The organism is Bacillus sp. J14TS2 (genome assembly GCF_018333015.1).
Taxonomy (GTDB): domain Bacteria; phylum Bacillota; class Bacilli; order Bacillales; family Bacillaceae_C; genus Lederbergia.
The window spans coordinates 24,255-49,867 of the sequence record NZ_BORE01000008.1 but is presented as its reverse complement, the minus strand read 5'-3'; the positions used below and the strand labels follow the sequence as shown (position 1 = coordinate 49,867).

Annotated in this window: 15 protein-coding genes; 14 read left to right on the top strand and 1 reads right to left on the bottom strand. The window is 38.6% G+C overall.

Annotated features, from left to right (window positions below; translation table 11 throughout):
* The first annotated feature begins 163 nt into the window (after positions 1 to 163).
* From KI375_RS13505 to KI375_RS13480, 6 genes are all read left to right on the top strand, one after another.
* Positions 164 to 2,575 carry a family 43 glycosylhydrolase gene (locus tag KI375_RS13505; RefSeq protein ID WP_244852624.1) on the top strand — a complete coding sequence of 804 codons (2,412 nt, stop codon included), beginning with the start codon at positions 164 to 166 and terminating at the stop codon, positions 2,573 to 2,575.
* 256 nt (positions 2,576 to 2,831) lie between these two features.
* A complete protein-coding gene (locus KI375_RS13500; protein ID WP_212974008.1) occupies positions 2,832 to 4,595 on the top strand; it encodes a glycoside hydrolase family 2 protein in 1,764 nt (587 codons plus the stop codon).
* 264 nt (positions 4,596 to 4,859) lie between these two features.
* On the top strand, positions 4,860 to 8,969 hold the full coding sequence (locus tag KI375_RS13495; RefSeq protein WP_212974007.1) for a carbohydrate-binding protein: 4,110 nt from the start codon (positions 4,860 to 4,862) through the stop codon (positions 8,967 to 8,969).
* Positions 8,970 to 9,301: 332 nt separating this feature from the next.
* Positions 9,302 to 10,855 carry a type 2 periplasmic-binding domain-containing protein gene (locus KI375_RS13490; protein WP_212974006.1) on the top strand — a complete coding sequence of 518 codons (1,554 nt, stop codon included), beginning with the start codon at positions 9,302 to 9,304 and terminating at the stop codon, positions 10,853 to 10,855.
* A gap of 162 nt (positions 10,856 to 11,017) precedes the next feature.
* Positions 11,018 to 11,986 (top strand): ABC transporter permease, encoded by a 969-nt coding sequence (locus KI375_RS13485; RefSeq protein WP_212974005.1) that lies wholly within the window; start codon positions 11,018 to 11,020, stop codon positions 11,984 to 11,986.
* A 19-nt stretch (positions 11,987 to 12,005) separates the two neighbouring features.
* The gene (locus KI375_RS13480; RefSeq protein ID WP_212974004.1) at positions 12,006 to 12,893 is read left to right on the top strand and encodes a carbohydrate ABC transporter permease; all 888 of its coding nucleotides are present in this window, start codon (positions 12,006 to 12,008) and stop codon (positions 12,891 to 12,893) included.
* Positions 12,894 to 13,123: 230 nt separating this feature from the next.
* Here the strand turns inward: KI375_RS13480 and KI375_RS13475 are convergent, their stop codons facing one another.
* Positions 13,124 to 13,969 (bottom strand): helix-turn-helix transcriptional regulator, encoded by an 846-nt coding sequence (locus KI375_RS13475; protein WP_212974003.1) that lies wholly within the window; start codon positions 13,967 to 13,969, stop codon positions 13,124 to 13,126.
* A 478-nt stretch (positions 13,970 to 14,447) separates the two neighbouring features.
* Here KI375_RS13475 and KI375_RS13470 point away from each other — a divergent pair, with 478 nt between their 5' ends.
* The 8 genes from KI375_RS13470 to KI375_RS13435 all read left to right on the top strand — a co-directional run bounded on the left by KI375_RS13470 (position 14,448) and on the right by KI375_RS13435 (position 25,488).
* Positions 14,448 to 15,965 carry a sulfatase family protein gene (locus tag KI375_RS13470; protein WP_212974002.1) on the top strand — a complete coding sequence of 506 codons (1,518 nt, stop codon included), beginning with the start codon at positions 14,448 to 14,450 and terminating at the stop codon, positions 15,963 to 15,965.
* A gap of 27 nt (positions 15,966 to 15,992) precedes the next feature.
* A complete protein-coding gene (locus KI375_RS13465) occupies positions 15,993 to 17,414 on the top strand; it encodes a LamG-like jellyroll fold domain-containing protein (RefSeq protein ID WP_212974001.1) in 1,422 nt (473 codons plus the stop codon).
* Between the two features lie 105 nt (positions 17,415 to 17,519).
* Positions 17,520 to 17,768, top strand: a complete 249-nt coding sequence (locus KI375_RS13460; protein ID WP_212974000.1) for an FIMAH domain-containing protein — start codon at positions 17,520 to 17,522, stop codon at positions 17,766 to 17,768.
* Positions 17,769 to 17,881: 113 nt separating this feature from the next.
* Complete coding sequence (locus tag KI375_RS13455) at positions 17,882 to 19,657, top strand: glycoside hydrolase family 2 protein (RefSeq protein ID WP_212973999.1); 1,776 nt, start codon at positions 17,882 to 17,884, stop codon at positions 19,655 to 19,657.
* A gap of 378 nt (positions 19,658 to 20,035) precedes the next feature.
* Positions 20,036 to 21,604, top strand: coding sequence for an arylsulfatase (locus tag KI375_RS13450; protein WP_212973998.1), 1,569 nt, complete (start codon positions 20,036 to 20,038; stop codon positions 21,602 to 21,604).
* A gap of 114 nt (positions 21,605 to 21,718) precedes the next feature.
* Positions 21,719 to 23,161, top strand: coding sequence for a sulfatase family protein (locus KI375_RS13445; protein WP_212973997.1), 1,443 nt, complete (start codon positions 21,719 to 21,721; stop codon positions 23,159 to 23,161).
* Positions 23,162 to 23,220: 59 nt separating this feature from the next.
* Complete coding sequence (locus KI375_RS13440) at positions 23,221 to 24,771, top strand: sulfatase family protein (RefSeq protein ID WP_212973996.1); 1,551 nt, start codon at positions 23,221 to 23,223, stop codon at positions 24,769 to 24,771.
* A gap of 531 nt (positions 24,772 to 25,302) precedes the next feature.
* Positions 25,303 to 25,488 (top strand): hypothetical protein, encoded by a 186-nt coding sequence (locus KI375_RS13435; protein ID WP_212973995.1) that lies wholly within the window; start codon positions 25,303 to 25,305, stop codon positions 25,486 to 25,488.
* The last annotated feature ends 125 nt before the right edge of the window (positions 25,489 to 25,613 follow it).

Here is a 25,613-nt window from a genome sequence, read left to right as displayed (position 1 = left end):
TGCAATAACAATCGTAACATGTTTGTGATATGCGCCTGCAGGACTCCGCGAACTTCCGACGTACAGGATGTACTAATGTCGGAGACTGGACTCCGCGCTTTTATCCTTCTTTTTGAACACGCATTTAAAGTAAGTTGAATGTTTCTGGAGGTTACAAATTGGCATGAACCGAAAACAATATTTTACGCTCCTTTATTTAAGTCTGATGCTATGGGGGTTAACAGCTTGTACGCAAATAGAGGAAGTAGAGGTGGATGTAAATATGGATAAGATGCAGACTTACGCTAATCCATTTGAGTTGGCTGACGAATGGCCGGATTATGGTAATGGTGATCCTTATGTTTTCCGTTATAACGGGATTTATTATTTATATGTGAGTACAAAGGATGCCAGAGTAGGAATTAAAGCATGGAGTTCCACAGATTTAATTAATTGGACATACGAAGGGTTAGTGACAGAGGATGAGCGGACAACTTCTGCTTATGCACCTGAAGTTGTTTATTGGAATGGAACCTTTTATATGTATACGTCGCCAGCCGGAAATGGACATTATGTGTTAAGTAGTAAGAGTCCAACTGGCCCTTTTAAAATTGAAACGGAGAATCTTGGAATGTCTATCGATGGATCTGTTTTTATTGATGATGATGGCTCGTGGTATTTTACTCATGCAGGAAATAAGGGAATAGTTGGCCATAGAATGAAAGATCCGTATACATTTGAGGAAGGTGTGGAAACAAATGTCTTTCTCGATCATTGGACAGAGGGGTCAATGATTATTAAGAATAATGATCTCTATTATATGACGTATACAGGAAATCATGTTTTCAGTAAAGGGTACAGAATTAATTATGCGGTTTCTGAACAAGGCCCATTAGAAGGATATGAAGTTCCCGAACATAATCCGGTTCTAATCAGTACTGAAGATGAGTTTAATGGGCTTGGTCATAATTCCATTGTGATGGGTCCGAATCTAGATTCTTATTATGCTATATACCATAATCTCATTGGCCGTTCGGCTGAGGGCCCTCCTGTACGCAAAATGAATATCGATCGGATGGTCTTTAATGGGAAAAAGTTGGATGTGCTTGGTCCAACCCACTACCCGACTCCTGTACCGGAATCAGCTGATTTTGAACAGAGATGGGAAGAAAGTGAACTGGTTAAGAACAATTGGTTAAGTGAGGCTAAGACAAAGGATCATTTTACTGCGGAGTTTAATTTTGCAGCAGCGACAATTGAAAAGGATGCGCAGCTGGCAATCCAATTTTCTTATCAGGATGATCAAAATTATGGTGCGGTATCGATTGATTTGGAAGGAAATAAAATAGAACTTTTACAAGTAGTGGATGGGAAGAGCAAAGTCTTAAATGAGGCTGCATTTCCTCAAGAATTTGATTTTAGCTATCTGCATACTATTAGAGTAGAAAATAGAAAAGATAAAACAATCGTATTTTTGGATGGCATGAAAAAAATAGAAGTGGAAGCGTCTGATTTTGGTGCAGGAGAAATAGGTTATCAAATGAAACATGCGAGCATGTCTTTAGGATATACCGCATTCTCTGACCAAGTTGATCATTCAAGTGATGTGGAATTATATAAGCCATTACCTGGCACGATTGAGGCTGTTCATTACTTGGAGGGGGAAAATAGAGGGTATTCGATTAAAGAACCTTCAAAAGAAAATCAATACCGGGAGAATGTACCTGTTCAATCACGTGAGGATGGTTCCTATTCTGTGGCTCTAAAAGATAAAGGTGACTGGCTTAAGTATAAAGTAAATGCAAGTAAAACGGGATTGTATGAGGTAAATGCAGTTATAAATCCAAACTCCATTCAAAAAAATCTTTCATTCGGAGTATCGATAGATGACGAAAAGCAACAGACATTTAAGGTGAAAAGGGAAGATATGGATGTTGATACTAGTTTGCTTAAAGTTCGACTCGGCAGAATGAATATAGATGAGGGTTTTCATGTATTAAAACTTTTGCTGAAAAGTGGAGAAGTGGAGATTGACCATTTAGAATTTAATCTTGTCTCTGATGAAAAATTTGATATTGAAGATGGATTGGAGCAAGTGGAAACAGAGGATATCCATGGGCGCTGGGAACTACCTGAGATAGGAGCTGTTTCTAATTCTAGTGAAGATATGAAGATGTACTTAGGTGATGAGAAGTGGACAGATATTGAAGCAGATTTGACATTTGAAATCAATGATGAATTGATGGATGAAGCAGGATTGTTATTAAGAGTCACCAATGAATCCGAGTTTAAACATCAAGTAGATGATTCGTTGATGGGTTATTATATTGCTTTCAATGCAAGAGAAGTAACTTTACAAAAGTTAAACTATAACTCTACCTTACTAGAGTCGTCAACTGTTTCACTGGATGGAGGAAAAGAATATCATTTACGTGTTTCGGTCAAGGGTAATGAAATGAACGTTTATTTGGATGATGAAAAAGAGCCAATTATTTCCTATAAAGATCCAATGGCTTTTATGAACGGAAAAGTAGGAATAAGATCAGGATACTCAGACGTTTATTTTAAGGAATTGACAATTAAATCTATACAATAATTGAGTGTTCAGAAAGAAGTATAAAAAGGACCAAGTCGGCGACTACGCTGACGTCAATCGCAAGCTTCCGACACTAATGCATCCTGTACGTCGAAAGTTCGAGCACAAGGAAAGCTTCCCGCCAACGAACTTCCACAGAATGTGGTGACTTCGATGTTCGGTACAGGACATGTCAGTACTTAGTCGAAGTTTCTTGATCTCGAAGTGCCATTTTTACTGGGCTTTATGAATAAACTCGATAAGGAGAATGTACTAAATGGATCAAAATATTATCCCAAGAAAAGAATATCCAAGACCTCATTTTGCAAGAGAGGATTGGCTAAATTTAAATGGAGAATGGAACTTTGCCTTTGATAAGAACAATATAGGGGAAAAGGAAAAGTGGTACGAGTCTGGGGATCTCAAACAAAAAATCATTGTCCCTTTTACATATGAAACGAAGGCAAGCGGCATTGGCGAAGAAGTATTTTGCGCTAATATATGGTATCAAAAACAAATAACTGTTCCTGAGGAATATAAAGATAAGAAGGTCCTTTTACATTTTCAGGCTGCCGATTATATTACAAAGCTATGGGTAAATGGCAAGTTTGTGGGCAGACATCAGGGGGGACAAATTGCTTTTTCTTTTGATATTAGCGAATTTATCGATGAGAATCGTGAAGTGAATATCGTGGTGAAAAGTGAAGATAGTGATAGCTGCCATCAACCTAGAGGAAAACAACGCTGGCTTGATAAGAATTTTGGTTGCTGGTATGTACAAACAACGGGAATTTGGCAAACGGTATGGCTGGAATTTTTGAATGAAGTGCATGTTGATTCGGTAAAAATTACGCCAGATATTGATACAGAATCAGTAGAGTTTTCATACCAGCTTCCAGAAGAGGCTGATATTAGTGATGATCTAACGTTGAAGACGGAGATCACCTTTAATCAAATGTCGATTAAATCCTTTAGTATCGATATCCATCGGCCGAAGCACACATCGAAAGTAAACATTGCCAGTGATCATTTTGATTGGAAAGTGATGTTGTGGGGGCCAGAGCATCCCAATCTTTATGATGTCGTTTTTACCCTTTATAAAAATGGAGAAATACTGGATCAAGTTGAATCTTACTTTGGCATGAGAAAAATATCGATTGAAAATGGAAATGTCCTATTGAATAACATCCCAATCTACCAGAGATTGCTCTTAGATCAAGGTTACTGGCTGGATAGTCATTTAACACCGCCTTCAGAGGAAGCCATTTTGGAGGACATCGATAAAACAATGGAAATGGGCTATAACGGTGTTCGTAAACATATGAAAGTGGAAGATCAACGTTTTCTCTACTGGGCTGATAAGAAAGGGTTGCTCGTTTGGTCGGAAATGGCTGCCACTTATGAGTTTTCAGAAGAAGCGATGCAAAATTTTACAGAGGAATGGCTAGAAGTTGTCGAGCAGCAGTATAATCATCCTTCCATTATTACTTGGACTCCTTTTAATGAGTCATGGGGAGTTAAAAATATTTATACAGATGTGAAGCAACAGCAGTTTACTGAAGGAATCTATCATCTGACCAAAGCTTTTGATAGTATGAGACCAGTTATTGTCAATGATGGCTGGGAGCATACGGTTTCAGATATTTTAACCTTACATGATTATGTAGAAATGGGAGAAGAGTTTTCAGAACGGTATAAGGATCTAGAAACTATCGTTGAAAATAAAATTGCTTTCAATAAACATAAGCATGCAATGGCTAAGGGTTACGAATATAAAGGCCAACCGATCATTATCAGTGAATATGGAGGCATTGCCTTTAGCTCGGAAAAAGGCTGGGGTTATGGGAATCAAGTGAAAAATGAGGAAGAGTTTTTGAAAAGATTTGAGTCGATCACTCAAGCCATTAAGGAGATAGATTATATTTGTGGCTTCTGCTATACCCAAATAACAGATGTTCAACAAGAGGTTAATGGACTCCTGACTGAAGACAGACAACCAAAAATAGATTTGAGAAAAATTCGAGACATTAACCTTAAGTAAGGAACTTGAATGAGTAGAACCTACACCGCTTGATACCTTGCTTTAGGATAATTCAAGCGGTGTTTTGTGTCTAAACGAGATTAATAGGAGAAAAAAAATGTTGACGAACAAACCAAACATGAAGTAGATCTTAGTGGGGTGAATAGGAATGACGAATCAGCTTAACTTTGAACAACAAATAGACAAGGGGAGTTCACTACTCTTCCTCTCCTTTTTTTAGGTCAGAAAAATTTGGAATAATCATACAAGGAGGTTATGTTCACAATGTGGTTTTTACGTGTGCTTCTCATAATAGGTGGGTTATTCATATTCCCTAGTATTTCATTTGCATACAGTAATCCTTTTGATTTGTCGGATTCGTGGGAATGGGAAAATGGGGATTTCTATGGAGAAGGAGATCCTCACATTTTAAAATATAATGGAACCTATTACCTTTATGTAAGTACTGTTGATGATAAGAGTGGTGTCAAGGCTTGGACATCGGAAGATCTAATAAACTGGGATTACGCTGGACTGGTCACTGAGGAGTCCAGTACAAAAGCAGCTTATGCGCCTGAGGTGACATATTGGAATGGAGAATTTTATATGTATACATCTCCAGGTGGCAATGGGCATTATGTTTATAAAAGCTCAAGCCCATTAGGTCCTTTTGTAAAACAAACAGAAAATCTGGGCATGGGAATTGATGGTCACGTTTTTATTGATGATGATGGGCAGTGGTATTTCTACGGTACTGGATCCAATCGCATCAGTGCATACAAAATGGAGGATCCTTATACTTTTGGTCCAGCCATAAATACGGGAGCAGAAATGGACGGATGGACAGAAGCTCCAACGGTATTTAAAAGGCATGGACAATATTATATGACTTATGTGGGTAATCATGTTTGGAGCAAAGCTTATCGTATTGATTATGCTACTAGTGATTCACCAACGGAAAATTTTACAGAGAAGCCATTGCAGAATCCAATTCTTCTTAATACAGAAGGTGAAAATGTTGGACTAGGGCATAACTCCATGATAAGAGGTCCTGATCTAGATTCAGAGTTTATTGTCTATCATAGTCATGCAAATCCTGGCCGCTTTATCAATATGGATCGGATTGCATGGAATGGGGATAAAATGACGGTGCTGGGTCCAACTACATTTGAGCAGCAGAATCCAAGCTTACCGGACTTTAGTGATCGTTTTAAACGGAATGATATAGGTGCAGAGTGGTCAAAGATTAATGGTGGTAGTTGGTCGATCCGTGACCATGGACTGGAACAAAAGTCAATAAATGATACTACATGGCATCGGCTTATCACCAATCACAAGACAGAAGCAAACTATACAGCCGAATTTAACATGACTTTCATGGATAATGGTGAAAGTGCGTCTCCTCGTTATGGTGCGGTATTTTCCTACCAAGATGAAGGAAATTACGGAATCGCTGTGTTGAATTCAAAAGCTAATAAAATAGAAACTAATTTCTTTGTTGATGGTGTTGAACAAGGCTGGGAGGAATCAACACTTCCTACTGATTTCGATTTTAAACAGTTGCACCAAATCAGAGTTGAAAAGGAAGATTCCAAGTTTACTATTTTTGTAGATGGAATGAATAAACAAACAAGGGATATTGATTCTTTACATGGTGGGAAAATTGGCTATACAACAAGCGATGTATATGCCTCCTTTGGTTATATTGCAACAAGTAATAAGGTAAATGGCAGTAATGTATTTGATTTCCATAAACCTTTGCCAGGTAAAGTGGAAGCTGTTCATTATAATTCAGGCGGGGATGGCACTGGCTACCACATTTCCAACGGCGAATTAAATCATACGTATCGGCAGGATGAAGTGGATACTCAAGAAAATTCTGAAGGTGGATATAGTGTCAAGCTAGCGAAAAAAGATTGGCTGCAATATAACGTCAATGTAGAAGAAAAAGGTCAATATAGTATTAGCTTAAGAGTGGCTACAGACAACAATGAAGCAAAAGTGCGATTGTCGCTTGATGACAAGGATTTGACTGATACTGTCAGCATTCCAAATACTGATGGGCACTGGCAAAACATTATAATTGATCATGTTTCTGTGCCAAAAGGAAAACAGAAGCTGAAAATCGAAGTCACTCAAGGTTCTTTATCCTTTGCTAGTTTTGAGATTAGTAAGTACAAGGATGCACCAATTGTTTTGGAAGATTTTAATGATGGGTTTGATTTCGGATGGGATCGTTATGAAGGATCTTGGAGAGTGGATACCAATCAAGATTCCGAAAGTGTATTTGATGGGTTTAAACCGATTCCCGGAGATATTCAAGCAGCCTATTACATTACTGGGGGAGAAGGTGTAGCCTTTCATGATACCACCCCAGAAAATATAGGCGGTGTGCTAAGAGATGATGCTGTTGATATTCGCGATAAGCCAGGGGGCGGAACAGCGGTTGGCTGGAATCAAACAGGTGAATGGTTAAAATATAATGTGGCTATTCAAGATGAAGGAATCTACAATCTGGAAATGGAATATGCCACGACATTTGAGGATGCAAAAGTACGATTTTGGTTAGATGATGATATTGATTTAACAGGTATAGTTGATGTCTCCGCGACAGAAGGCTGGAATGATTGGCAGATGCTGAGGATGGAAGATATACAATTGCCGAAAGGGGAACATACGCTAAAGATTGAAATTGTGGAAGGTGAATATGATATCGCTAAATTTCACTTTAGATCTTTTGATATCCACAAACCAATCCCAGGCACAATTGAAGCAGAAGATTATAATCTTGGTGGCGAGGGTGTTGCTTATCATGTCCATTCCGATTCAAATACCGATGGTGAATTTAGAAATGATGCGGTAGATAGTCAACCTGATCCAGACGGTGGATATGCCATCCACGATTTAAAAAAGGGAGAATGGATCAAATATAATGTAAACATATCCGAATCGGCTAAATATGGACTTGATTTCATTGCCAATAATTCCGATGAAGCTACGAAAATACGTATTTCGTTAGATGATGGAATAGATGTAATGGAAAGTGTTACCATTCCTGTTACGGATGGAGAAAAGGATTGGGAGAATATTTCCATTTCCGATTTAGATTTACCGAAAGGAAAACATACGCTAAAGATTGAAGTGAGCGATGGCGAATTATCTTTTACAAAAATGATTTTCGATACATTTGATCGTACTCATTCCTTGCCAGGGAAAGTGATGGCGGTCGATTATATGACTGGTGGTGAAGGTGTCGCCTATCATGACAAAACCCCGCGAAATATCGGAGGCAAATATCGCTATGATCGTGTAGATATTCGCAATCATCCGGATGGCACGTTTAATATTGGGTGGAATCAAACGGATGAATGGTATAAATACAATGTTGATATTGCCAAAAGTGGTGACTACGTATTAGATATAAACGTCACAACCAAACAACAGGAGGGTCAAGTACGATTATGGTTAGATGATGAAATAGATCTCACAGGAGTAATCGATATTCCGCGAACAGGGGAATGGGATGATTGGGCGAGTGTGATTAAGGAAAATATTTCATTGCCTGCCGGAGAACACACGATTAAGGTAGAAACAGTCAATGGTGAGTTCGATTTCCATCATTTTAGTTTTATTGAACAAGATGAGTATCAAGAAGTGGAACAAGAGGGTGTGTATCGCTCAGGGGCAGGGACATTTGGTAAGTCAGTGATTGGCGATAGTGCTTGGCATAATTATATCGTTGAAGCGGATATCCAGGTTGTGGATGGTAAAGGTGATGGTGGTATCCTATTTAGGGTAAATAACCCTGCCCACGGAAAAGAACTCAACCACAATAATGCCGATATGTTACAAGGATATATTGCATATATTAATAAAGATGGCGTTCATCTCGGTAAATTTAACTACAATTGGGCTTACCTCAAAGGAGCCAAACTAGATGATCCAATAGATGAATGGCAACATATTAAAGTAGTTGCAAGTGGAACAAATATTAAGATTTATGTTGGGGACATGGACAAACCAAAAATAGATTACGATGATCATAGTGCTACCGCATTTATTCATGGCAAGGTTGGTGTTCGTAGTCACTTCAGTGATACAAAATACGATAATATCTTTGTGCGACCACTAGAGCCTAGTACTAATGATTTGCTATCAATCCTCAAGGATCGTCAGCAGGATTTATCAGAAAAAGATTATCAATCTCTCAAGATCCACTTAACAGCTGTAAGTCAATTTGAGAAAAAAGGTGCAGCTGAGAAGATAAGCAAACATATGGAAGGTTTCAAGCAATTGCTTGATTATCAGCAAGAAAAAGAGCTGATTTCTAAAGAATTGCACGGGGTTCTGAGGGCAGCGGCCAATTCGCTTATCGAGAAATGGGAAGGTGCATAAAAGCACTAGGAAATCTTATCCTTTCTGGGGGCATCCTATGGATGTTCCTCGGATCGTTGAGGAGGTGGTTATGGCCCAAGAGAATGGGAGGAAACCTTGCTGATACTAAAGGATGTTTTTCCTCCATTCATTATGAATGCGCTATCATTCATGCGGAGGTGGTGTAATCAGATTTTTTTTACAGTTGGGAAAGGCAACAAAAAGGACGAAATCAGGGAGGGGATTATCTTAAAAGGTGATTTCTGTGCCAGGATAAGGGGATATAAATTTCAATGAAAACCGTTTCATAAATTAGTCCTATTGTAATGAATTAAATAAAGGGGGAATCGGTTTTGAAGAAAAGTGTTTTAGTTCTGTTATTGATTGCGTCAGCTTGCCTCGTCTTTTCAGGTTGTAGTTCAAAAGGAAGTTCAAACCAGGCTGACCCTGCTAAGGAAGAACCGTCAGATGATTTTAATGCGGAAGGTTTCCCAATTGTTGATGAACCTATTACATTAACGATGTTTGCATCTAGATCTGCCGCAAATGGGCCATATAAAGATATGTTTATGTTTCAGGAGTATGAAAAAAAGACCAATATTAAGTTTGATTATAATGATGTACCAGCTGAGGGATTTGATGAAAAGAAAAATCTAGTATTCGGTAAAAAGGAACTGCCAGACATCTTCTATAAAGCGTATATTTCTAATGACAATTTAATGAAATATGGCAGCAGCGGCGCGTTAGTTCCATTGGAAGGATTAATTGAGAAGTATGCACCAAACATTCAATCCATTTTTGATAAGTATCCTGAGGTGAAAAAAGGAGTAACCTCACCAGATGGTCATATTTATGGAATGTCAAGTGTTATTGAACCATTGGTACAAAGAACCAATAAGCTGTGGATCAATAAGCAAATGCTTGAAGATGTCAATATGGATGAACCAGAAACAACGGATGATCTATATAACTTATTGAAGGCGTTTAAGGAGAAGTATCCTGACCGTACGCCATTTCTAACAAGCGGCGTACAAGACCTTGTTAATGGGCTTAGTGGGTCATGGGGATTATATCGACAAATGGGCTATAGCCTTAATATTGACAATGACAAGGTTCATATTTGGTTAACAGATGATAAATATAAAGAATTATTAATGTATTTGAACAAACTTTATGGAGAAGGTTTGATTGGTCATAAAGTAATGGACCAAGAATATGCTGAATACATTGCTCAGATGCAATCAGGTGAACTTGGTCTATTTACCAATCAAGCTGCTGACGCTTTTCCACAGGTTGCTGATCAATATAAAGGGATAGCGCCTGTTAAAGGCCCAGATGGAGATCAAGGCTATGTTTCGAGCCCAATTCCTCGCGATACAGGAGCATTTGCAATTTCTGCTTCAAATGAATACCCGGAAGCGTCTATTCGCTGGTTAGATTATCTTTATGACGGGGACGAAGGTTCCATGTTTTTCGCATATGGCGAGGAAGGAAAGACCTTTGAGTATGATGAAGAAGGTTTGCCGCAATATACAGATGAAGTTCGTAATTTGTCCAAAGGCACTGGCTCTGCTTTTCCAGGACCAGGAGGGGGTACACCACAATATTCAACACTTAAAACAGCAGGAGCGGTAAATACGCCAATAGATGCTGAAGCTGCTTCAAAGATGGAGCCTTATGTTTTGGAGGAAGTGTATCCTGCCCCAATATTTGAGGAAAATGCGTCGAAAAAGGTATTTGACATACTAGATGATCTTGACACATATGCCAATGAAAGCAGAGCAAAATTCATCACAGGGGACCTTAGCTTTGATGCTTGGGATCAATATGTTTCACAGTTGCAAGACATAGGGATAGATCAACTTGAAGAATATTATCAGGATGCCTATGATAAACAATTTAAATAAACATTAGGAAACGAGACTGGGGCGAGGCGTCTTCACCAAAGAAAAAAACGAACTATTATTGTGCATATACCTCCGCTAAGGTAATGCGTTGTTCATTTTTGAAGCTTAGCATTTTAGTAATGTCTCAGTCTCATCCCTTTTTATTTGTATGGAGGCGAATGAATGAACCTTAAACCTGAAATTGCCCATCGAAAGTCAAAAGCGACGGTTCCAGTTCCTAATCCAAAAAAGAAGCTCTGGAAGCAAATTTTGAAGCGACATCAATTATATTTAATGCTCTTATTACCCATGGCTTGGTATGTTATCTTCACATACGGTCCTATGTATGGACTGCAGATTGCGTTTAAAGAATATCTGCCCATGAATGGATTTTGGGGGAGCGAGTGGATTGGGTTTGAGCACTTTAAGCGTTTTTTCTCTTCCTACTATTTTTGGAGACTGATCAAAAATACAGTTACCATTCAACTATTCTCTTTGATTATTGGTTTTCCAATTCCAATTCTATTAGCTTTGTTAGTTAATGAAATCAGAATGAACAAGTTTAAAAAAACACTGCAAAATATCACTTATATTCCTCATTTTATTTCAGTAGTGGTGGTTGTAGGGATGTTAAGCTTATTTTTGGATCCTGAGAATGGGATTGTGAATATTGCGTTAAGTCATTTCGGCATTGATTCAATTCCGTTCATGCAAAAACCGGAATGGTTTAAATTTCTTTTTATTAGTTCAAACATATGGACCGACATGGGATGGCAGTCGATTATTTATATTGCGGCACTGAGTGGTGTGGACCCACAATTGTATGAAGCAGCAAGAGTTGACGGTGCCAGCCGACTGCAAAGGGTTATCCATGTTTCCATTCCAGCTATTTTACCTACAATTATCATTCTGTTAATTTTGGATATCGGCCATTTTATGGACATTGGCTTTCAAAAAATTTTATTAATGCAAAATGATCTAAATCTGTCTTCAAGCGATGTTATTGCAACCTTTACCTATCGAAAAGGTATTTTAGACGGTGACTACAGTTACACAACTGCAATCGGTTTATTTAATGCTGTGATTAATTTTATATTACTGATATTAATTAATCAGCTAGGAAAGAAAAAAGCAGAAACAAGCTTATGGTAAGAAGGACATGGGGGTGAGTATGATTACAAAGAAATTCTCCGAAGATAAGATCTTTAATATCGTTATTTACACGATTGCAGTTATGATTATTATCATTGTTTTGTATCCACTGATTTTTGTGGTAAGTGCATCCTTTAGTGAGCCCACTAAGATTCTCAGTGGAGAGGTGTGGTTATATCCGAAGGGGTTTACGCTCGATGCTTATGCACAGGTATTTCAAGACGGACGGATTTGGAATAGCTATAAAAACACAGTTGTATATACAGTTTTAGGAACATTTATTAATCTAGTATTAACCACTCTACTAGCATATCCACTGTCAAGAAAGGATCTGCCAGGAAGAAACATCTTTATGTTGATTATTGTTTTTACAATGTTTTTCCAGGGGGGAATCATTCCAACCTACTTAATTGTACAAAACTTAGAGATGATCGATACTATTTGGGCTATGGTCATTCCAAATGCGATCGCAACCTATAATGTGATTGTTATGCGTACATTTTTCCAGAGTAGTATCCCTTGGGAATTGCAAGAAGCAGCTTTAATAGATGGCTGCGGTGATTTTAAACTGTTTTTAAAGATTGTTATCCCTTTATCAAAGCCAATTATTGCCGTAATGGTTCTTTTTTATGCTGTAGGTCATTGGAATTCTTACTTTGATGCCTTAATTTATTTAGATCGCGATGGTTTATATCCCCTGCAAATTATTTTAAGGGAAATACTCATTCAAAATCAGTCTGCTATGGAAAATGCCGTTATGGACTTTGAGATGGTGAACCAGGTAATGCTGGCTGAAAGTATGAAGTATGCGGTAATTGTCATTGCTAGTTTACCAGTCATTGTAATGTATCCATTTGTACAAAAGCACTTTGTTAAAGGGGTTATGATTGGGTCTATTAAAGGATGATTGTAGCATCTATAAAAAACACCTCAGAAAGGGTGATAGAATTGAATATAAGGGGATTGCCCACCGAGGATATCCAGTTAAATATTCAGAAAACACATTAACTTCCCGTCAAGGCAGAATAAAAAAATAGAAGGCAAATAAGAGGCTCCCCATGCAGGTACTTTCAGCATAGGGAGCACATAGGTTACCTTTCGTTTCAATAGGATTATGTCCTTCTCATTTATGGACACTTATTCTTTTGCAAGGTATTGATTTGGTGAGACACCATAATAGTTTTTGAAAGCCCTTGAAAAGGAATAAAGGTCTGAATAGCCAAGGGTCAATGCGATTTCCGTAATCATATGCGTTTTCTCTGAAATTAACTCTACGGCCCTATTCATTTTTAAAGATAGAAGATAGTTACTTGGTGTTACTCCGACCTCATTTACAAATGAATCGGCAAAGTAGGAACGGTGAACACCAACATATTTTGCTACATCTGCTACCGAGATATTCTCCGCAAAATGCATATTCATATATTCCTGGCTTTTTTGCAGCCAATTTCTAGGTGTAGCAGGGGTAAGCCTTTTCTGTTTTGATTGAACAGAGAGGCTGTGAAATAATTTATATATGATACTCAAGCCAAATAAGTCGTCATCTTCATCATCCTTTTTAAAAAATGTAGCAAGCTCGTTTAAAATATCAGTAATCTCCTGATTAAGAATGCCTTTCACATGAGTGGAGTAGTTTGTTATCCCAATCCGTTTGAGAAGTGGATTTGCTTGCCTTCCATCAAAGGCCAACCAGAACATTCGAAGTGGGTGGTCAGGATTAGATGAATATTGATGTGTTTGGTTAGGGAGTAAACAAAATATATCTCCTTGCTGAATCTTTTTATTTGTTTCATTCTGACTAAATGACCCTTCGCCATCTAATATAAAGTGTATGCTGTAATAGGAGATCATACGCGGTCCCATTCTGTAGTTGGGCTTGGCCTTGTTCTGCCCTGCTCTAATAGGCCAAAGTCCCCCCGCCTTTTCCATAGGAGTTGGGTTATGAAACCAATGTTCCGCATGTTCATGGGAAAATTCCTTCAAATGTAACTCCTCCTTTCAGGAAATGTAAAAGAAAGTTATAAGTTCTTGTAATGTCTAGCTCCAGGCGCCATGGGCTTGCAGGATGCGACAGGGCGTTGCGTCTTTAGCTGTTCATCCTTACTATGAAAGTTTGTACGTCGCTAAACGGGCGCATGCACTTTTGTTCGTCCAGCTCCAGCGCCTAGCCCCTCGAGGTCAAATAACCTGAAACCTGCGAAGGGACAACCGCCCTTCTTAGTTTCAGAACATTTGCTTGTCGGAGGCCAACAAGGATGTTGGTCAGAAAGGCGTTGTGCCAGGACGGCACGAATTTAGCCTTTCTTCCTAGACCAAGGCGCATGCGCTTTTCTTAGAATCTAACAAATTGTTATCCAATCATCTAACAATGTAACATTCATGATTTCATAGATCTTGGCTATGGTAGAAACCAAGGTCTATTTTTATACTTATTATATTGTGACAACTGGAGGTCTAGCAAGTGGGAAAAGGAAAACAGCCTAACATTCTGTTAATTTCAACAGATCAACAACATTGGAACACCATCCATGCATTAGGAAACGAAACAATACATACTCCGAACTTGAATCGAATGGTGGAGGAAGGGGTTGCTTTCGAACGGGCATATGTAGCAAGTCCGGTTTGTTCTCCGAGTCGTTCCTCTATTATCACAGGGGAATACCCATCAAGACATAAATGCTGGAATATAGGTGTGGAATTAGATGAAAATAGAACAACTATGGGTCAGGTAATGATGGAACATGGGTATAAGACAGGATTGTTTGGCAAGGCCCATTTTAAGCCTGTATTAAAAGAAGGTAGTTTTGAAGCTCCACCACATATACATGATCGTGACTTTTGGAAGGAATGGCAAGGTCCATACTATGGATTTGAAAAAGTCGCAATGGTTCACGGACATTCTGATGAAGATTCCTCCCATGGTATGCATTATGGGGCATGGCTTGTGGAACAAGGTATTGATCCGTCGAAGTATTTTGGACCCGGCGGTGGGCATCGTGAAGGTTCTTGGGATATACCAGAGGAATATCATTACACTCGTTGGACGGCAGATCAGACAATGGACTTTATTGAGAATAAAGAGGATGATAAACCGTTTTTAGCTTGGTGTAGTTTTCAAGATCCTCATAATGCCTTTTTATGCCCTGAACCATGGAACAGTATGTATGATCCCGATCAAATGCCGCCATTTGTTGAAAAAGAGGGCGAGATGGCTGATAAGCCACTTATTCATCAATATCTCCTGGAAGATCGGATGAATGAACTTGATATTGATGTTACATCAGATCCGGGCCATAATACGGGAGGAGTTCAGTGTCTAGGCCACACGAATAAAAAGATCGGTTATGATCGAGCCAAAAAATGGCTTACCTCTTATTATGGCATGATAAGCTTAATAGACCACCATATTGGGCGCATTTTAGATAAATTGGATGAGCTAGGTTTAGCCGAAGACACGTTAATTGTGTTTACATCCGATCATGGTGATTATGCCGGTAATCATGGTTTTTGGCTAAAAGGACCGATACACTATGATGATATTTTACGTGTACCATTTCTTGCACGGTGGAAAGGCGAGCTTCCGGAAGGCAGAAGGACAAATTCACTAATGAGTTTAGTTGATTTAGCACCAACATTCCTAGAGGCTGCTGGAATCGACAAATATCCTACCATGCAGGGAACTAGTCAATTAAAAACGCTGTATCAACCTGATCAAGCGACACGAGATTGGTGTTTAGTTGAAAATCGTGCAGAACCTAGCTTTTATGTAAAAACACTTGTGACAGATCGATATAAGCTAAATTATTTTCTTGATCGAGATGAGGGTGAACTTTACGACCTTAAAGAAGATCCAAATGAATTTGTTAATTTGTATAACAAAGAGGACTACGCAGAGATTAAGCTGAAAATGTTTCAAAAGTTAGTAGACATCTACGGTGAACTAGAAAAGCCAATACCACCGAGAGAAAGCTTTGCATAAATACCATTAAAAAAGGAGAGTTGTATGATGGCCAAGGAATCACCCGCATACTTAATTGCCTATTTTAGATCTGGACCTATGCAAACGAATAAAAATGAGAAACTTCATTACGCATATAGCCGCGATGGATTACATTGGTATGAACTTAATCAAAATAATCCCGTTTGGTCACCATCTATTGGAGAAGGAATATTACGTGATCCTTTTATTAAGAAAGGAAAAGATGGATTCTGGCATCTGGTCTTTACCATTCGTCCAAAAGGGAAATTGCTGGGATATGCTAAGTCAAAAGATTTAATCACATGGGAAGATGAAAAGGCGATCGAGGTAATGGCTGATTATGACCAGGTTCAAAATTCATGGGCACCGGAATTTAATTACGACCCAGAAAAAGAGGACTATATTCTTTATTGGGCTTCCAGTGTTGGAGAAGATATGAGTCATAATAAACATTATTACTGTCGAACATCGGACTGGAATACTTTTTCTGAAACAAAGCTATTTTTTGATCCTGGTTTTCAAACGATTGATGCCAGTATCGAACAATGGAACGGAACAAATTATATGTTTGTAAAAGACGAAAGCGCCGTCTATGATCCGAAAAAGCGCCCTCAGCCGATTGCTAATAAGCTTGCTGTATCGTCCAATTTAAGCGGACCATATGAGGTGATCAGTGATTTTATTACTCCGGAATATACGGAAGGACCCGAAATATTAAAGATTCCAGACAAGCAAAAGTGGTATCTGATTTATGATTATTGGAAATATGGGAGATTTGGGATTAAGGAATCTACCAATCTTGTAGATTGGTCTGATGAGCTTGCTAGTGAACAGTGTCGTTTTCCTCATCAGATTCGCCATGCGACAGTATTTTCTTTAGAGGAAGATGAGCTATTTCAGTTAATGAATCATTTTTCTTTGGAGGCTTACTACCCAACCACATTCCATAGTTATGTAGCTTTGGCTGCCCATTCAAGTAGTGGCTTTATGCATAATGAGTTTTATATGCGTTCGATATCTATGTGGTTTAAAGCTAATCGCACAGATGGAATCCAAGTTTTATATGATGAGGGAGGAAATGATAGCGGTCTATGTATCCGGATCAAAGATGAAGAATTAGCAGTAGCGATCCGAAATGAGGAGAAGCAAGTTACTGTTTCTGCGGGATCGATAGAAACAAATAAATGGTATCATGTAACCGCCGTATTCAATGAAGGGATTTTAAAAGTATACTTGGATGGAAAATTGGCAGAGACAAAGTCCTCATACTCTCCGTTTGTTGAACAACATTCCAATCCAGGTGGACTTGGTGCTCGATTTGGTGTAGATGCCTTTGGTGAATCAGCTGGTAAAGCAGTATTTAATGGAATATTCCGAGACTGCAGGATTTATACAGTGCCGTTACAAGACGAGGATGTGGATTGTTTATTTCGAGCTGAGCAAAGATAGATTGATGCCTGTGTCGATGGTGCGGAAGCGACATATAATTCTTTTACTGGGTTTGATATTTCGGATCATCCGCATGATTGGAAGGAAGATATTAATACATCTGACATGCTTACAACACTTGAAAGTCATCAGGAAGAACTATCTGAACAAGTCTATCGGGCTTTGTCCACCCATTTAATCTCAGTTGGGCATTTTGAAGAGCAACAGAATGCTAAGAAAGTTGTCAAACATATGGAAGGCTTTAAACAATTAATTAATCATCAAAAGGATAATCAATTCATTTCAAAAGAGCTCCAAGAAATATTGGAGGCGGATGCAGACTCCATGATATTAAAGTGGCAAGGTGAAAAGTAATACAAATAGGGCTAGCCCAAAGCGCGAGGCTTTCTAGCATTAGTATTAATACAAAGTATTTATGGATGTTGGATGATCGTTCGGCATTCTAAAAATAAAGGAGAGCAATGTACATGACAACGACTGTAAAAACATATCAAAGAACAGAATATCCGAGACCGCAATTTCAACGTCAATCTTGGGTGAATTTAAATGGGACATGGAAGTTTTCCTTTGACGACCAGAATATTGGTGAAAAGGGATCTTGGTATGAAAAGCCTTCTTTCTCGACGGAAATACAAGTCCCTTTTACGTATGAAACAAAGGCAAGTGGTATAGGTGAGGAAAAGTTCCATCCATATATTTGGTATCAAAGAACATTTGAAATCCCAAAAGAGGAAATTGGAAAGAGAACGATCCTGCGTTTTCAAGCTTCTGATTATCTAACAAAAGTATGGGTGAATGGTATTTTTATTGGTCAGCATAAAGGGGGATATGCAGCGTTTTCTTTTGATATTAGCAATGTCATAGACAATACAAAGGAAAATGAATTAGTTGTTAAGGTAGAAGATAGCCAAAGCTGTTATCAGCCTAGAGGAAAGCAGCGGTGGATGGATCAAAACTTTGGTTGCTGGTATGTGCAAAATACGGGTATTTGGCAAACCGTTTGGTTAGAATTTTTAAATGAAGAAAGTATTGAAAGCGTAAAGATGACACCAAATATTGATACTAACTCCGTAGTTTTTGATTATAAACTACATGGGGAATTGCCAGAAGATACAAGACTTGAGACAACTGTTACATTTTCAGGAAAAAGGGTTAAGCAATTTTCCATTAATCCTGATCGTCCGGATATCCATTTTGAAGTAGATCTTACTTCAGAAATACACCACTGGAAGGTTTACCATTGGACACCGCAAAATCCGAATTTATACGACGTTCAATTTCGTTTGTATGTGGAAGGTAAACTTGTTGATGAAGTAGATTCTTATTTTGGAATGAGGAAAATTTCAATTAAAAATGGCCAAGTCCTGCTGAATAATGCGCCAATCTATCAAAAGCTGTTATTAGATCAAGGTTATTGGACGGATACAATGCTTACCCCTCCATCCGATGAGGCGATGCTAGAGGATATTGAAAAGACGGTGCAGATGGGCTTTAACGGTGTCCGAAAACACCAAAAGCTTGAGGACGAACGATTTTTATATTGGTGTGATAAAAAGGGATTATTGGTATGGTCCGAGATGGCTTCTACATTCGACTTTTCAGATGAAGCAGTTGAGAACTTTACAACAGAATGGCTGGAGATTGTACAACAGCATTATAATCATCCTTCAATTATTACATGGGTTCCATTTAATGAATCTTGGGGCATCCGAAATGTCCTTACAGATAAAAAGCAACAAAAATTCACCGAATCTATCTATCATCTAACAAAATCAATTGATTCTGAACGTCCAGTTATCGTGAATGATGGATGGGAACATACAATTTCCGATATTATCGGCTTGCATGATTATGAAGAATCTGGAAAGGCCTTCTACGAGCGCTATAAGGATAAAGATCGAATTCTTCACAATGAAATTACTGCTAACCATCATAAGTATGCAATGGCTGAAGGCTATGAATATAAAGGCCAGCCTGTGATGATCACGGAATATGGCGGAATTGCTTTTAATGACGAACGTGGTTGGGGATACGGGAATCAAGTAGATTCAGAGGAAGCCTTCTTAAAGCGTTACAAAGAAATGACTGAGGCAATTAAAGCAATTCCTTATATTACAGGATACTGCTATACACAAACAACAGATGTTCAACAGGAAATCAATGGATTATTAAAAGAAGATCGAACACCTAAGATTGCGTTAGAGAAGATCAAAAAAATTAATGATTCATTCAGACCAAGATAGTCATCTAGAAGATAAATGAGAGAGGGGATTGGCAGTAACAATCCCCACTCTTTTATTTCAAGCCTCTTGTTGTTAAACATCGTCTACCAAGATAGTGCGTGGTTGATTTCCGCTACAGTTGCTCGCTTTCCGCGGGCGGGCGGTGAGCCTCCACGGCGTAAAAAAAAAACGCCTGTGGGATCTCACCTGTCCCGTTGATCCCGCAGGAGTCTTGCACTTTCGCTCCAATCAACCTTCAACAGATTTTGTTATTGCTAAGCAACAATTCCTTGGCTCCATAAAAATGTAGGAGGAGAAATAAAAATAGTACAAGAAAACCTTGTACCGTCTAGCTCGGTGAATACCGAGATACTATAGAAACATTCGGAGGGATGAATCATGTCTGAGAAAAAGCCAAATATCGTATTAATTTTAGCCGATGATTTAGGGTTTTCTGATCTAGGAAGTTTCGGAAGTGAGATTAAAACCCCGAACTTAGACCAGCTCGCTATGGATGGATTGCGGTTAACGCAGTTTTATAATTCTGCACGCTGTTGTCCAAGTCGAGCATCGTTATTAACTGGGGTATATCCACATCAAGCCGGTGTTGGGCATATGACAGAAGACCATGAGATTCCTGGATATCGTGGATTCCTAAAGGATCAATGTGTGACACTTGCCGAAGTGTTAAAGGAAGGCGGGTATCATACGTATCTATCAGGAAAATGGCATGTTGGAGAAAAGGGACCAGTAGAACGCGGTTTTGATGATTTCTATGGTATTTTAGGTGGATTTACAAGTTTCTGGGATCAAAAGGATTATTCTCGCCTACCTAAAGACCGTCCCACAAGACATTATGGAGAGGGAGAATTTTACGCAACAGATGCGATTACAGACTATGCCCTAGATTTTCTGAAGGATTCGCGCTCCGATGAACAGCCTTATTTTCTCTATCTATCCTACAATGCTCCTCATTTTCCACTGCAGGCACCTGAGGAGGAAATCGCTAAATATGAGCAAGTTTACGAAAAGGGTTGGGATCGAATTCGGGAAGATCGGTTAGAACGAATGAAAAAATTAAAGATTGTGGAAGAAAATACATCTCTAACTCCTCGAGCTGAATATTGGAATCGTGATAGAGACATCCAGGGGACAAATCCTGCTTGGGATTCGATTGACCCTGATCGGCAAAAGGATTTAGTGAAACGAATGGCCATTTATGCAGCGATGGTTGATCGAATGGACCAAAATATCGGACGAGTCCTAGACGATTTGCGTGAAAATGGGGAATTAGAAAATACTCTGATTTTATTCTGTTCTGATAATGGAGCTTGTGCTGAGTGGGATCCATGGGGATTTGATGACTGGAGAACAACTTCCAACTTCTTACATCGTGGAGCTGATCTAGAAAAAATGGGGGGACCTGACTCGTACCATAGCTATGGTTCAGGATGGGCCAACGCATGCAGCACACCACTTCGACTATATAAGCATTATGGACACGAAGGTGGAATTAGTACGCCATTGTTAGCTCATTGGCCGGAAACGATTAAACGTCAAGGGGAGATTGAGCATCAACCAGGTCATTTTATTGATGTAATGGCCACTTTGGTTGATATCAGCAATAGCCCATACCCTAATCATTATAAAGGGCATCAAATTCTTCCAATGGAGGGGGAAAGTTTAGTTCCTCTATTTACGGGAGAGGGAAGAGAAGAACGTATATTTTGCTTTGAACATGAGCAACATTGCGGTGTGCGAAAGGGTCCATGGAAACTATCGAAAATCAAAGAGGGTGACTGGGAGCTTTATAATATCGACAATGATCGGACTGAAATGCACAATGTAAAAGAACAGTATCCAGCACTCGTAACGGAATTAAAAGGAATTTGGGAAGAATGGGCTGAAAGGACAGATGTTTATCCACTTAGAGTGGGTAGGCAAAGGAAGAACTCCGTATTGAAATAATTTCTGATAAATGAACATGTTCAATCAATGTTAATGGGCATGTTCATTTAACGACTATTAATGATTGAAAGTTTCATATCTATATCCAACAATTTATAGGGGAGGAAAAGGAAAATGGAACAACCAAACATTTTATGGATATGCACGGACCAACAACGTTTTGATACACTCGGTTGTTATGGAAATGAATTTGTAAATACGCCAAATATTGATAGATTAGCAAAAAACGGTGTGTTATTTGAACATTGCTATAGCAATAGTACAGTGTGTACGCCAAGTCGAGCAAGTTTTCTAACAGGCAGGTATCCGAGGACAAACCGTACCAGACAAAATGGACAATCAATTCCCGCTGATGAAGTTCTGGTTACAAAGATGTTGGCGGATGCAGGGTACATATGTGGTTTAGCGGGTAAGTTACATATCTCTGCCTGTAACCCATCTGTTTCTACTGCTAGGGAACCTCGGATAAATGACGGTTATACAGAATTTAATTGGTCCCATCATCCCAATCGAAATTGGTCCTCTGATGACTATCAACACTGGCTCACAGAAAAAGGTGTGAAGGTTAAAAAAAGAAAGGTTGAAGGGATGCCTTATATCGAATATGGTGCTGATGAGGAGAATCATCAAACCACATGGTGCGCGCAGAAAGCAATCAATTTTATTAAAAACAATGCCGATTTTGAAAATCCATGGTTATTTTCGGTGAATATGTTTGACCCGCATCACCCATTTGACCCACCGGAAGAATACATGAAGCGATATTTAGATATTTTTGATGAAATCCCTATGCCTAACTATAAAGAGAACGAATTGAGTGAAAAGCCAATTTTTCAACAAATTGATCATGAGGGAGCATATGGAGTAAAGGGATTATTTCCTGGCTCTAAAATGAGTGAAAAAGATCATAAATCTTTAAAAGCGGCATATTGGGCTATGGTAGATTTAATCGATAAGCAGGTTGGGAGAATAATGGATGCCCTAGAGGAAACGGGGCAGTTAGAAAACACAATCATTATTTTTATGTCAGACCATGGAGAAATGCTAGGAGATCATGGCATTTATTTAAAAGGTCCACACTTTTATGATCCGGCAGTGAAGGTGCCATTTATTGTCTCATGTCCAAGTAAAATACGAGGAAATAGACGAATGGATTCAATGGTTGAGCTAGTGGATATCGCGCCCACATTGTTAGAAGCAATTGGTCAACCTTATCGTAAAGGGATGCAAGGAAAATCTTTATGGAATTTATTAATAGATTCAAATGAAGAAGAGTCTCATAGGGATGATGTCTATTGTGAATTTTACGATGATGGGAGAGGAGAAGATAAGTTAAGAGTATCATCGAATATGCTTCGAACAGAAAAGTTTAAACTTGTTGTTTATTCGGGAATGGAAAACGGAGAATTATATGATATGGAAGAGGATCCCAATGAATCTTCAAACCTCTGGAATGACATAAATTATCAGGACATAAAAATGAAATTATTTAAGCGGCTATACGATCGGATGATGGAGACAATGGATCCTTTACCAGAGAAAGAAGCAGCTTGGTGATCGCTGACTAATGTTGATGGGGTAGGAGTGAATAATATAAACGTTGGAGGAGGCAAACGATGAAAGGAAAACCAAATATTGTATTGATCCAGACAGACCAACAATCTGCCGAGACATTGGAAATGTACGGAAATCCGATTGTGAAAACCCCCAACCTTAAAGGTTTAGCTGAGGAAGGTGTGTTGTTTGAAAATACCTTTTGTAACTATCCAGCATGCGTGCCATCTCGTTCTTCGATGATGTCTGGTAGGTATGCATCGACGATTCGTTCCCATGCTAATCATATGTTGTTAAATCCACTTGAGGCTTCGTTACCAAAACTCTTAAAAGACAATGGTTATCAAACAGCTTTAATTGGTAAAAATCACGTATTTATGGATGGAAATCAAGTAAACTTTTATGCGAACGGTGAAGAAAAGCCTGATGTACTTCATGATGTGTTTGATTACGTACGAGAGGGCAGACATGGACATTTAGTCGATGGTTATAGCGAGGACCCTAAAGTACAACAGGCCCATCAATGGGCACAAGATCATTGTTGGAACAGTCCTTTAGGTCATGGAACCAATCCAGCTTCCTATAAGGATTGTGGGACACAGCTGCTCGGTAATGCAGCTATTGAATATTTGGATAAAAATCAGTGTTCAGATCAACCATTTTTTATGTGGTTATCATTTCCAGATCCGCATACTCCTTATCAGGTACCTGAACCTTATGCAAGTATGTATAATGTGGAAGATATCCCCTTGCCTCCTAAGGATGACTTGCAAAACAAACCTGAAAGACAAAGAGTGGCACATATTATGGATGCGATGGATAAAACAGATGATGACCTTATTAAGAGTGTTAGGGCGATTCATTACGGTATGATCAGTTTTATTGATGATAATATCGGTAGAGTATTGAAGAAGTTGGAAGAACTAGGCTTAAGAGAAAACACGGTGATTTTATTTACTTCAGACCATGGCGACTCGATGGGAGCGCATGGACTCATTCAAAAGCACAATGCATTCTATGATTCATTTATAAAAGTACCTTTAATTGTTTCTTGGCCAGAAGAGATTCAATCAAAGACATGCAACCACTTAACCGAATTGGTTGATATTTTACCTACCATTTTAGAATTATCGGGAATGGAAGTTCCTCAAGGAGTACAAGGAAAAAGCTTTACTCCCTATCTATTTGATCAACCATACACTCCAAGAGAGTTTGCGGTCATCGAAAGTGGAGAAAGCGGTGAACCTATGACATTATCTGAAATTACAGTCCGTCCAGAGACGCCATTTGATGAACGTTACTTTGTTTGGTGTGCTTACCGTGAAGCATTTATCGGAAAGGGGAAGTGTATACGGACTCATAGTTGGAAGCTAAATGTTTATACGAATGGGGATGGAGAATTATACGATCTTCACAACGATCCAAATGAATTAAACAACTTATATGGTGATTCAAAGCATAATGCGATCGCGATAGAGCTTGAGCGCACATTACTTAGATGGTGCATGGAAAATGAAGATACACTGCCCATTAATCAAACGGTAAATCTAAATTATCGGAGTAAGTATGGGAAAAAGGAGATAAGCAAAGGAAGTAACAAGGGGTATTTTTAGTGAGCTAGGTCTAGGTAAGGAAACGGTTTGAGTTCATAAAAAGCCATTTATAGGCATGTGAACAATGAATATTAATATCAAACTTTAAAAGATTATAGTCGTATCCTAACAAAATGCTAATTGACAATCTAACAAATTAACATTCACTATATATGATATTTCAGTTACTTTAAACTAAGAAGGTTATAAAAGTGGGGAGGTTTTTTGTAAACGTAACCAACGGTCAAACTGCACATTAACTGGCTATTTAATGCTGCTTTTTGAAGTGACTAATTTATGCTTCTAAGAGTTTAACTCTAGTATATCATGATAACAAATTATTGCGAATGATAGATTGGATATAATTCTTTCGCTCAAAAGCACTTTGTCAAGGATCTATTAAATGGTAAGCCTATAAAAGGGGTCTGAAAAGTTTGCTGAAATACCAATGTGAAGAAGGTCCCCATGTAAAAGTTAACTTACATGGGGATTTTGAAATGGTAATATCATTTCCTAATGATTGAGGATCTTGTCGCAGACATAAAGGATGAAATGAAGCAAAAAAATTCAGCTGAACAATTATGGGAAATGTTTGAAGCAGTATTAGACGTCGTCATCGCGGCAATATCCGAATCTGGTTTCGTTGATAGTCAATCTTTTAAAAAGTGCCCAGAATTCAAGCTGAAGAATTTATTTACGTCGTTGTTTTTAGGGAACCAATTGTTTGAAGGTGCTTAAAAGCAAAAATGGAATGATTGGAAAAGACACTAGAAACAAAGACATTCAGTAGATTTTATACCCAAAATTCCCCCAGACTTCGGGGATAAAATCTTAAGTTATTATTCTTGGATACACAATGCTTC